10 protein-coding genes are annotated in these 9837 nt (G+C 70.1%); 6 read left to right on the top strand and 4 right to left on the bottom strand.

Translation table 11 applies throughout. The features are described from left to right. Positions 1-55: 55 nt before the first annotated feature. The 3 genes from JAO81_RS30140 to JAO81_RS30130 all read right to left on the bottom strand — a co-directional run bounded on the left by JAO81_RS30140 (position 56) and on the right by JAO81_RS30130 (position 2373). On the bottom strand, positions 56-619 hold the full coding sequence (locus tag JAO81_RS30140) for a hypothetical protein (RefSeq protein WP_199551128.1): 564 nt from the start codon (positions 617-619) through the stop codon (positions 56-58). Positions 620-862: 243 nt separating this feature from the next. After that, on the bottom strand, positions 863-2170 hold the full coding sequence (locus JAO81_RS30135) for an esterase family protein (RefSeq protein WP_199551127.1): 1308 nt from the start codon (positions 2168-2170) through the stop codon (positions 863-865). Then, positions 2164-2373 carry a hypothetical protein gene (locus tag JAO81_RS30130; RefSeq protein WP_165329804.1) on the bottom strand — a complete coding sequence of 70 codons (210 nt, stop codon included), beginning with the start codon at positions 2371-2373 and terminating at the stop codon, positions 2164-2166. Before JAO81_RS30130 ends, JAO81_RS30135 begins: the two co-directional genes overlap by 7 nt. 232 nt (positions 2374-2605) lie before the next feature. Between JAO81_RS30130 and JAO81_RS30125 the strand changes: the two genes are divergently transcribed. From JAO81_RS30125 to JAO81_RS30105, 5 genes are all read left to right on the top strand, one after another. Then, positions 2606-3547 carry an SCO0930 family lipoprotein gene (locus JAO81_RS30125; protein WP_199551126.1) on the top strand — a complete coding sequence of 314 codons (942 nt, stop codon included), beginning with the start codon at positions 2606-2608 and terminating at the stop codon, positions 3545-3547. A gap of 356 nt (positions 3548-3903) precedes the next feature. Continuing rightward, complete coding sequence (locus JAO81_RS30120) at positions 3904-4716, top strand: SAM-dependent methyltransferase (protein ID WP_199551125.1); 813 nt, start codon at positions 3904-3906, stop codon at positions 4714-4716. Further along, positions 4713-6884 (top strand): bifunctional diguanylate cyclase/phosphodiesterase, encoded by a 2172-nt coding sequence (locus tag JAO81_RS30115; protein ID WP_199551124.1) that lies wholly within the window; start codon positions 4713-4715, stop codon positions 6882-6884. Before JAO81_RS30120 ends, JAO81_RS30115 begins: the two co-directional genes overlap by 4 nt. 36 nt (positions 6885-6920) lie before the next feature. Next, complete coding sequence (locus tag JAO81_RS30110; RefSeq protein WP_199551123.1) at positions 6921-7484, top strand: hypothetical protein; 564 nt, start codon at positions 6921-6923, stop codon at positions 7482-7484. Between the two features lie 201 nt (positions 7485-7685). Further along, entirely contained in the window at positions 7686-8033 is a 348-nt protein-coding gene (locus tag JAO81_RS30105) for a DoxX family protein (RefSeq protein ID WP_199551122.1), read from the top strand. Positions 8034-8124: 91 nt separating this feature from the next. Here the strand turns inward: JAO81_RS30105 and JAO81_RS30100 are convergent, their stop codons facing one another. Further along, the gene (locus tag JAO81_RS30100; RefSeq protein WP_199551121.1) at positions 8125-9015 is read right to left on the bottom strand and encodes a LysR family transcriptional regulator; all 891 of its coding nucleotides are present in this window, start codon (positions 9013-9015) and stop codon (positions 8125-8127) included. Positions 9016-9110: 95 nt separating this feature from the next. Between JAO81_RS30100 and JAO81_RS30095 the strand changes: the two genes are divergently transcribed. Beyond that, entirely contained in the window at positions 9111-9836 is a 726-nt protein-coding gene (locus JAO81_RS30095) for a succinate dehydrogenase (protein ID WP_199551120.1), read from the top strand. Position 9837 lies beyond the last annotated feature (1 nt).

Here is a 9837-nt window from a genome sequence, read left to right as displayed (position 1 = left end):
CGAGCCCAGGAGTGGGGGCGACGCCCGCGCCCGGCGGCTGAGGTGCCGGCGTCGCTCAGGGGTGGCCCCCGTCGGCAGGGCGGCGGCGGGCGAAGTGCAGCGCGGAGCCGAGCGCACCGGCGATGAGCAGTCCGCCGAAGGCGATCTCACCGAAGTCGAGGTCGGCGAGGCTGCCGCCGATACCGGCCTTCACGCCGTGGTGGATCGGCGGGTTGGTGGGCTGGTGGGTCCAGCCGCCGCTGCCGGACGCGATGGTGAGCTGTGTCGTGCCCTTCTCGCCGCGGCAGTCGAAGGTCACCGTGTACATCGCACCGGGCTTGGCGTCCCAGTCGACGGTGGCGTTGGCGCTCTGGCCGGAGTTGACGGTGACGGTGTCGAAGACGCCGGACGATGCGGTGGCCTGCCCGTCGCAGCCGTCGACCTTCAAGGTGACCTGGCCGCCGGCGGCGATCGTCGAGGGTGTGACGCTGAAGCCGAACGAGGTGATGTTGTTGTCGCCCTTCACCGCGGCCGGCTTCTCCGCGGCCGGCGAGGCCTGTGCCGGGGGCACGGCGAGCGTGAGCGCGCAGACGGTGACGGGGGCGAGCAGAGCGAGCGGGAAGCTGCGTATCGCACGCATGGTGAGTCCTCCGGGTCCCCGAGGAGCAGCCGCGGACCTTACCGCTGTTGCCGGAAATGCACCTCGATGCCGGAAACGCTAAGGAGGCGCCCGTACGGCCGCGATCGCTGTCGTACGAATGGGCTATGTGTCTGGGCCGTTGGTGGGACATGGGCCGTGGCGCCGCACGTTCGGCGGGGCGTGCTGTGCGAGTGGAGCGCGAGCGGTGTGCCGGACGAAGGAAGCTGACGCCGGATCAGGGGATCAGGGGATCAGCCGGGTCTGTCGGGCCAGCCACGGGATGTTCTTCTCCAGGCCCGGCCGCCAGACCTGCCAGGTGTGACCGCCCGGGAGCTCCATCAGTTCGACGTGCATCCCGGCCTTGCGCGCCGCGTCGTACACCACCTTGGCCTGTGGCCCGAAAGTGGTGTCGTCCTTGCCCGCGACGAAGACACCCGCGGTGTCCGGGAACTTCTGCCGGGCCATCACATCCATCGGATTGACCTTGCGGAAGGCCGCCTCGTCACCGCCGAAGACGCTGTTCACGGTCTGCTGGTGGCTGCCGATGGAGGGTTCGTCCTCGCCGGAGATGTCCAGGAAGGCGCCGTAGCGCTGAGGGGCGTTGACTGCGATCTGCAGCGAGCAGGTGCCGCCGTTGGACAGGCCCGAGATGGCCCACTGGGTGCGGTCCTTGGCGGCCTGCAGATGCGTGGCGACCCAGTTCGGGACGTCCTCGGAGAGGTACGTCTGCACCTTGCCGAGCTTGCCGTCCACGCACAGCGGGTTGTTGAACGGGGAGCCCAGGGGGTCCGCGACGACGACGATCGGTGCGAGGCCGCCGTGCTGCGCCGCGAACGCGTCCATCATCATCGGCAGCTGCCCGGAGGTCACCCAGTTCTCGGGGGCGCCGGGCTGTCCCGGCATCAGCACCAGGACGGGAAGCAGCGGGCGCGGCGAGGCGTGGTAGGCGGGCGGCAGATAGACATACGCGGTCTGCGCCTTGAAGCCGGATTTCGCCCCCGGAATCGGGGTCTGCGACAGGGTGCCCTTGGCGGGCAGGTCCTTCGGCGGCTTCCAGACCTCCGCGATCGTCTTGCCCTCGGGCACCTCGAGCACCGGCTCCGTGGTGCCGGTGGCGTCCTTGAGGCTGACCGTGTCCTGCGGGCCGAGCAGGGTCCGTACGGTCGGATAGTTGTCGAAGTAGATGTTCACCTGGTTCATCGCGTACAAGGTCACGAGCAGCGCGGCGAGCAGCGCGCCGAGCCGGCCCCGCCAGCGCAGGAAGCGCAGCTTGAAGGCGGTGAGCAGCAGGCCGAGCAGCAGGATGCCGATCCAGAAGAGGACCTCGAAAGGCAGCTCGTCGGGGAACGGCTGCCACCAGTCGTTGACGATGACCTTGACCAGATATGTCAGGAGCGCGGCGAGCACGAGGGCCACCGGCAGCCAGCGGGTCCACCAGCGCCGGTCACGGGTCACGAGCAGGAAGGCAAGCGAGAGCAGGCCGAGCACCCGCAGGGCGAGCGGGAGCGGGCCGTCGACGAGTGACCAGTCGAGCGGCCCCGCGATCACCATGCGTGCGCCCCTGGTCCGCGCCACTCGACCAGATGGGGGTCGTCGAGCGACATATCGGCATCGCTGAGCCCCGCGCGGCGCAGGAACTCCACGAGGTCCGCGTCGTCGTACGCGGTCCCCAGGGCGACGCCGCGCACCTCGACACGGCGTCCCGGGTGCCCCGCGCGGGGCGGGTGGACCACGATCGGCGCTTGCCAGGGCATGCCCTCAGGGTGCGTCAGGCGATGCAATTCGGCCATTTAGCTTCCCCCGGGTTTTCTGAGGCGGGTGGTTCCACCGAAACGCAGGGAAAAAGTGCACTTCACCGGCGTGCGGGAGGTGGGCGGGAAAAGAAATCTTGAAGTGAGTTGAACGCAGCCGCTGTCCGCTTGCGTACCTAGGGCCATGTGCGGCGCATCCGAGCTCCGCACCACAAGCGGACCATGGGAGTTCACGATGAAGACCTGGCGGAGCGCCTCGATCGCGGCAGCAGCGGCGGCCCTGTTGGCGCTGACGACGGCGTGCGGTCAGGAGAAGGGTTCCGACGAGCCGAACGGGCAGTCCGTGGGCAACGCGGCACCGGCCGAGGACGGTTACGGGGACGGATACGGCGATGCGGGGGCGGAGGCTGCCGCGGCGAAGCCCGCAGGTCAGCTCGCCGTCTGGGACAGCAAGGAGCTCGGCAAGGTGGTCACCGACAGCGCGGGATTCACGCTCTACCGCTTCGACGAGGACACGGCGAAACCACCGAAGTCCAATTGTGAAGGGGACTGTGCCAAGGCCTGGCCCGTGGTGTCGGCCGAGGACGCCAAGGCCGCACCGGGGGTCGACGCGGCCCTGATGGGCTCCGTGAAGCGGGCCGACGGCACCGAGCAGCTGACCATCGCGGGCTGGCCGATGTACCGCTACGCCCAGGACAAGAAGCCCGGCGACGCCAAGGGCCAGGGCGTGGGCGGCACCTGGTTCGCCTCGGCGCCCGACGGTAAGAAGGCGTCCCCCGCCGCCGAGGAGGAGGGTGGCGGCGAGCAGGCCGATCCCGCGGGTCTGTCCACCCGCAAGGATCCGAAGCTCGGCGAGATCGTGATCGACAAGAACGGGATGACCGTCTACCGCTTCAAGAAGGACTCCGCCTGGCCGATGAAGTCGGCCTGCACCGGCGACTGCCTGGAGAACTGGCCGGTCGTCGAGCCCGTCGACAAGAACGACACCGAGGGCATCCTCAAGAAGGGCTTCGTCACCTTCGACCGCCCCGACGGCATCCAGCAGCAGACCATCGACTGCTGGCCGCTGTACACCTACGCCGGTGATCAGGCGCCCGGCGACACCAACGGGCAGGGTGTGGGCGGCACTTGGTACGCGGTCTCGCCCCAGGGCAAGCTCGTCGGCGCGCCCAAGTAGACGGCGACCGCTGCGGTTCGCCGGCCGGGCCGGTTCCTCCACACCCTCTGCGGTGGAGGAATCGGCCCGTATTGTTTGCCGGAAGTCCGGTCGGGGAGTTCAAAATTCCAAAAGGACTTGCGTCACACCGGAGAAGTCCGTTGTGGAAGAGGGGAGTCGAGTTCCATCGCACCGAACTACCCCAAAAGTGACGAGAATTCGTCTGCACGTGCAGCTGCAGGTGCACTTGCCGGAGGCAGTGACCGAGAACGGACGAGCAATTTCCGGTTCGGCTCGACCCGCCACCTGCCGATCAGTAGCCTCGCCTCGAACACCGGCTCGGTCACAGACCCGAGATGTCGAACAGGGAGAATCTGATGGAGCGACCCGCCTGGGCCCCGCGGGGCATCGATATCTCGGTGCCGAGCGTTTCGCGTATCTATGACTACTACCTGGGCGGTTCGCACAACTTCGAGTCGGATCGTGAAGCGGCGCGCAAGGCCATGGAGTTCATGCCGGGTCTGCCCAAGATCATGCAGGCGAATCGTGCCTTCATGAGACGCGCCGTCGGTTACGCCGTGGAGCGGGGCATCACCCAGTTTCTCGATATCGGCTCCGGCATCCCCACGTTCGGCAATGTCCACGAGGTGGCCCAGGAGCTGCACCCGGGTGCCCGTGTCGCGTACGTCGACCATGATCCGGTGGCCGTCGCGCACAGCGAGGCCGTGCTCGACGGCAACCCCGACGCCGTGGTGCTCGCCGCCGATCTGAGAAAGCCGCGGGAGATCCTGGGCAGCCCTCAGCTGTCCGGGCTGCTCGATCTGGACCGCCCCGTGGCGCTGCTGCTGGTGGCGGTTCTGCATTTCGTCGAGAACTCCGACGACCCGTACGAGGCGGTCGCCACCCTGCGCGGCGCTCTCGCGCCCGGCAGCCTGCTGATCCTCACGCACGCCTCGTACGACGGGATTCCGCTGGCGCAGGAGCGGGCCGGCGGCACGGTCGGCGTCTACAAGGACATCCGCAACCCGCTGATCATGCGCTCGCGTGACGAGATCGGCCGCTTCTTCGAGGGGTACGAGATGGTCGAACCCGGCCTCGTCTCCATGCCGCTGTGGCGTCCCGACGCACCGCCGGAGCAGGAGGACCCTTATGCCTTCTCGGGATACGCGGGTGTGGGGCTGCTGACGTGAACGCGGCCGATGATCGTGACGAGGCGGCCGGGGCGGACGGCCCGGACTCGCGGCTGCGCCGGTTCGTCACGATATGGAGCCGGGCCGTCTTCCCGGTGACGGCGACGTCGCGTACGCGGGTCGAGTTCGAGGAGCAACTGCTCCCGCTGGCCCGGCAGTTGTGTGACGCGCTGACCGCTCGCGCCTTCGACGCGGCGGCCGGGCGGCAGGTGGGCGCCGCGCTGATCGAGGCCCACTGCACCGACCCCGAGGCGCTCACCCGGACCCTGGATGTCGTCGACGCCTATCTGGTCCTCTACTGCGGCACCCCGGACGAGACGGAGCGCGAGGCCCAGCGGGCCCGTTCGTCGCGGCTCCAGCATGCGATGGCCGGCGGTTTCGCCGGAGCCCTGCGCGAGCGCACCCTCGGCGAGCAGGAGGCGATCTCCCGTGCCGCGCTGACGGCACGCCAGGCGGTGGCGGAGGCGCTGCACAGCAGCGAGGCCCGCTTCCGCGCCGTGTTCGAGGGCGCGGCGGTGGGGATCGGGATCGCGGATCTGGACGGCACCATCCTCCAGGTCAACGACACCCTGAAGACGATGTTCGGCGCGGGCGGCATGGATGTGACGCTGCGCGGCCGCAAGGTCTCCGACTGGACCCATCCCGATGACGCTCCTCAAGTCTGGCGCCTGTACGAGGAGTTGGTGCAGGGCCGGCGCGAGCACTACCGCGTGGAGAAGCCGTACTACCGCGCGGACGGCACGGTCCTGTGGACCAACCTCACCGTCTCGCTGCTGAGGGACGCGGAGGGCCGCCCGCAATACCAGCTGGCCCTCATGGAGGACACCACCGAGCGCCGGCTGCTCAACCTGCGGCTGCGCTACGAGGCGACACATGACGCCCTGACCGGTCTGCCCAACCGCACGCTCTTCTTCGAGCGCCTGGAGAAGGCCCTCGCCGCGGGCGAGGGCCGCCGCTTCGGGCTCTGCTACCTCGACCTCGACGGCTTCAAGGCCATCAACGACAGCATGGGGCACGCGGCCGGTGACCGGCTCCTCGTCGAGATCGCGGACCGGCTGCAGTCCTGTGCGACCCGGCCCGGCGAGATGGTGGCCCGGCTCGGCGGCGACGAGTTCGTGGCCCTGACCACGGGACCCGACACCGAGCGCGAGGTCGACGAGCTGGCCTCGCGGATCCTCAGCATGCTGGCGATCCCGGTCCGTATCGAAGGACGCGAGCTCACCGTGCGCGGCTCGATCGGCATCGTCGAGGGACCGGCGGGGGAGCGCAGCCCGGCGGAGGTGCTGCGCAGCGCCGACATCACGATGTACCGGGCGAAGTCCGCCGGCGGCAACCGCTACGAACTCGCCGACCCGGAGGCCGACGCGCGCACCATCACGCGCTACGGCCTGACGACCGCCCTGCCCGCGGCGCTCGCCCGCGAGGAGTTCTTCATCGAGTACCAGCCGCTGGTGAACCTGGCGGACGGGAGCGTACGCGGAGCCGAGGCGCTGGTGCGCTGGCTGCACCCGCAGCACGGGGTCCTCAGCCCGGACCGTTTCATCCCGCTCGCCGAGCACACGGGTCTGATCGTGCCGCTCGGGCGCTGGGTGCTCGACCAGGCGGTGCGCCAGGCGCGCGAGTGGCAGGAACGGCACGCGGACGCCGGGCCGCTGCGGATCAACGTCAATCTCTCCCCGCACCAACTCCACTATCCGGGCCTGGTGGCCGACACCGTGGAGATCCTCGAGCGGTCCGGGCTCGCCCCCGGCTCGCTCTGCCTCGAGGTCACGGAATCGGCGCTCATCGGCGCGGACGACGATCTACTCAAACCGCTGCGCCGCCTGGCCGAGATGGGCGTCGACATCGCTCTGGACGACTTCGGTACGGGCTACTCGAACCTGGCCAATCTGCGGCGCCTGCCGGTGAGCATTCTGAAGCTGGACCGCTCGTTCACACAGGGCATGCAGCGGTTCCCGGTCGATCCGGTGGATCTGCGGATCGTCGAGGGCATCGTGGGCCTCGCCCACAGCCTGGACCTGTCGGTGACCGTGGAGGGTGTGGAGACGGGGGCGCAGGCGGAGCAGCTGCGGATGCTGGGCTGCGACACGGCTCAGGGCTGGTACTACGCACGGCCCGGACCGCCGGACCGGCTGCACGAGTTGGCTCTGGTGGACGCGGTGGGGTGAGGGCTGCTCCACACAGCGGGCCCTAGCATCGGCGGCATGATCGCCACGCCCCGTACGCCGTCACCGCAAGCCGTGCTGATCACCGGAACGGTCGGTGTCGGCAAGACCTCGGTCGCCGACACGGTCGGGGACCGGCTGGCCGAGGCCGGGGTCCCGCACGGGGTCGTCGACCTCGACCGGCTGTGCCAGGTGTGGCCCGCGCCGGCCGGCGACCCGTTCAACTCCCGGGTGCTGCTGCGGAATGTGCGGGCGGTGGCCGGCACCTACCTGGAGGCCGGGGCGCGGCGCCTCGTGCTGGCCGGGGTAGCCGAGAGCCGGGACGAGGTGCGCGCGCTGGCCGAAGCGCTCGGTGTCCCGCTGACGGTCTGCCGCCTCGAAGCCCGACTCGCCGTCGTACGCGAACGGTTGCGCGCCCGGCATGCCGACGACCCCGATGGCCTGCGCTGGCACCTGGACCGGTCCGGCGAGCTGGCCGGGATCCTGGACGCGGCGCACGTGGCCGACTGCTCCGTCGACGCCACGCGGCGGACGGTGACCGAGGTGGCGGAGGCGGTGCTGCGGGCGGTGGGGTGGGACGGGCTGGCGTCGCCGCCGGTGTGATGTCCGCCCAACAGCCTGGCGTGACGTCCGGCGGGCACCCCTCGCGCGACCTCCGTCGGACACCCCGGGGGGTGACGTCCGCCGGACACTCCGGCGCGACGCGCGTCTGACGCCCCCAGCGTGCCCCCGACCATGTCACAGCTCGCAGGACTGCCTCGTCGCAAGGGAAAGACACCCCCTGCGCACCCCGAGGAGCCCGCCATGAACGTGGCCTATGCCGTCTTCGCCATCGTCACCATCGCGTACAACCTCTTCTCCGCCGGCGCCGACTTCGCCCGCTGGGAGCGGATCGCCGAGGGGATGGACCGGGTGGGCGTACCGCGCCGGATCCTGCCCTGGCTCGGTCTGCCCAAGGCCGCGGCCGTCCTCGGCCTGGTCGTGGGGTTCTGGGTCCCGGCCATCGGGATCGCCGCCGCGGTGGGACTCGTCCTCTTCTACGCGCTGGCGATCGCCACCCACGTACGGGCCAAGGACTACTCGTTCGGGCTGCAGTACCCGTTCCTCGTGCTCGCGGCGGCGACGCTGGCGTTGGGCGTGGCGGTCGCCTGAGGGTGCGGGTGGCGGTCGCCCGACGGTGCGGGTGGCGGCCGTGGATGAGAGTGCGGGGGCGGCCCGGGACCACCCGTCACCGCCCCGCACCTCAGCTCAAGTGCCCCGTCAGCATCCGCTGCAGCTCCCGCGCCGCCCGCGGCGGAGCCACGTCGCTGCGGTGGGCCAGGGCGACCGTCCGGTGCAGGCCGGGGCGGGTCAGCGGGGTGACCCGCAGGCCCAGGCCCGCGCGCATGGCGACCATCCGCGGCACCACGGCCACGCCCAGACCCGCCCGTACGAACCCGAGTACCGCGTCCATCTCGCCGCCCTCCACCGCGAAGTCCGGCTCGAACCCCGCCGCACGGCAGGCCGCGACGGTCAGCTCCCGCAGGTCGTAGCCGTGCCGGAACATCACCAGCGGCTCGTCCTGCAGATCCGCGATCCGCACCGAGCGCCCCGCACGCCCGGGCGCGGGCGCGTCCGGCGCGGAGACCACCACCAGGTCCTCGCGCAGCAGCTCCACGGTCGTCAGAGCGGGGGAGGGCGACGGAAGGGGCAGGACCACCAGCGCCAAGTCGAGCGCTCCGCGGGCGAGTTCGCGGACCAGGTCGTGCGAGCCGCCTTCCTCGACCATCAGCTGGACCCCCGGATACTCGTCGCGGAAGGCGCGCAGGATGTCCGGCAGCAGGCCCGTGCAGAGGCTGGGCGTCGCACCGAGCCTGACGCGCCCGCGCCGCAGCTGCGCGAGCTCCTGGACCTCCAGGCGCGCGGTGTCCGCGTCCGCGAGGATCCGGCGCGCGAGGGGCAGCAGCGCCTCGCCCGCGTCGGTGAGCGTGATATTGGCGCGCGCCCTGCTGAACAGCTCGGCGCCCAGCTCCCGCTCCAGCGCCTTGATCTGCTGGGAGAGCGAGGGCTGGGCGACGTGCAGGCTCTCCGCCGCCCTCGTGAAGTGATGTGTCTCCGCGACCGCGACAAAGTACTGGAGCTGTTGGAACTGCATACCCGCCAGCGTACGCGCACGATAGGCATCAGCTATCGAAATGAGCTGGATCATGTCTTGGACCGATGAGGTCGTTGGCCTCTACCGTCATCGGCATGGCTCTGGCAACGCGGCCCGTCAAGGGCACAGCCCCGGGTAAACGACCGTCCCCGGCACGCTCCCTGTGGGACTCGACGATCGGCAAGAAGACGGTCATGGCCGTCAGCGGCCTGATCATGCTGGGCTACCTGGTCGCCCACATGATCGGCAACCTCAAGGTCTTCTTCGGCCCCGACGAGATGAACGCCTACGCGCGCTTCCTGCGCACCATGGGCGAGCCGGTGCTGCACCACGAGTGGGCGCTGTGGCTCGTCCGTATCGCGCTGGTCGCCGCGGTCGTCGCGCACGCCGTGTCCGCGTACCAGCTGAGCCGTCGTGACATCAAGGCGCGCCCCACCAAGTACGTGCACCGGCGCAAGCGCGCGAGCTATGCCACGCGGACCATGCGCTGGGGCGGGATCATCCTCGCCCTGTTCATCGTGTGGCACATCCTCGACCTGACCACGGGCACCGTGCACCCGGGCGAGTTCGAGCATCTGCACCCGTACCAGAACCTCATCGACACCTTCTCGACCTGGTACGGCAACGTCATCTACATCGTCGCCGTGAGCGCCGTCGGCCTGCACGTACGGCACGGCTTCTGGAGCGCGGCGCAGACCCTCGGCGTGGGCAACGCCCGCCGCGAGCGCATGCTCAAGCTGATCGCCAACACCCTTGCCCTCGTGCTGACGCTGGGCTTCGTCTCGGTCCCCGTCGCCGTCATGACCAAAGTGGTGAGCTGAC

The sequence above is a fragment of the Streptomyces sp. N35 genome, from assembly GCF_016464295.1.
GTDB lineage: Bacteria > Actinomycetota > Actinomycetes > Streptomycetales > Streptomycetaceae > Streptomyces.
The sequence above is the reverse complement of the archived record's forward strand: the minus strand, read 5'-3'. Positions and strand labels throughout refer to the sequence as shown.

What these genes read in the sequence shown, in the direction of transcription:
- JAO81_RS30140 (WP_199551128.1), bottom strand. Translation starts at nt 619, where the DNA reads ATGCGTGCGATACGCAGCTTCCCGCTCGCTCTGCTCGCCCCCGTCACC.
- JAO81_RS30135 (WP_199551127.1), bottom strand. Translation starts at nt 2,170, where the DNA reads ATGGTGATCGCGGGGCCGCTCGACTGGTCACTCGTCGACGGCCCGCTC.
- JAO81_RS30130 (WP_165329804.1), bottom strand. Translation starts at nt 2,373, where the DNA reads ATGCCCTGGCAAGCGCCGATCGTGGTCCACCCGCCCCGCGCGGGGCAC.
- JAO81_RS30125 (WP_199551126.1), top strand. Translation starts at nt 2,606, where the DNA reads ATGAAGACCTGGCGGAGCGCCTCGATCGCGGCAGCAGCGGCGGCCCTG.
- JAO81_RS30120 (WP_199551125.1), top strand. Translation starts at nt 3,904, where the DNA reads ATGGAGCGACCCGCCTGGGCCCCGCGGGGCATCGATATCTCGGTGCCG.
- JAO81_RS30110 (WP_199551123.1), top strand. Translation starts at nt 6,921, where the DNA reads ATGATCGCCACGCCCCGTACGCCGTCACCGCAAGCCGTGCTGATCACC.
- JAO81_RS30105 (WP_199551122.1), top strand. Translation starts at nt 7,686, where the DNA reads ATGAACGTGGCCTATGCCGTCTTCGCCATCGTCACCATCGCGTACAAC.
- JAO81_RS30100 (WP_199551121.1), bottom strand. Translation starts at nt 9,015, where the DNA reads ATGCAGTTCCAACAGCTCCAGTACTTTGTCGCGGTCGCGGAGACACAT.
- JAO81_RS30095 (WP_199551120.1), top strand. Translation starts at nt 9,111, where the DNA reads ATGGCTCTGGCAACGCGGCCCGTCAAGGGCACAGCCCCGGGTAAACGA.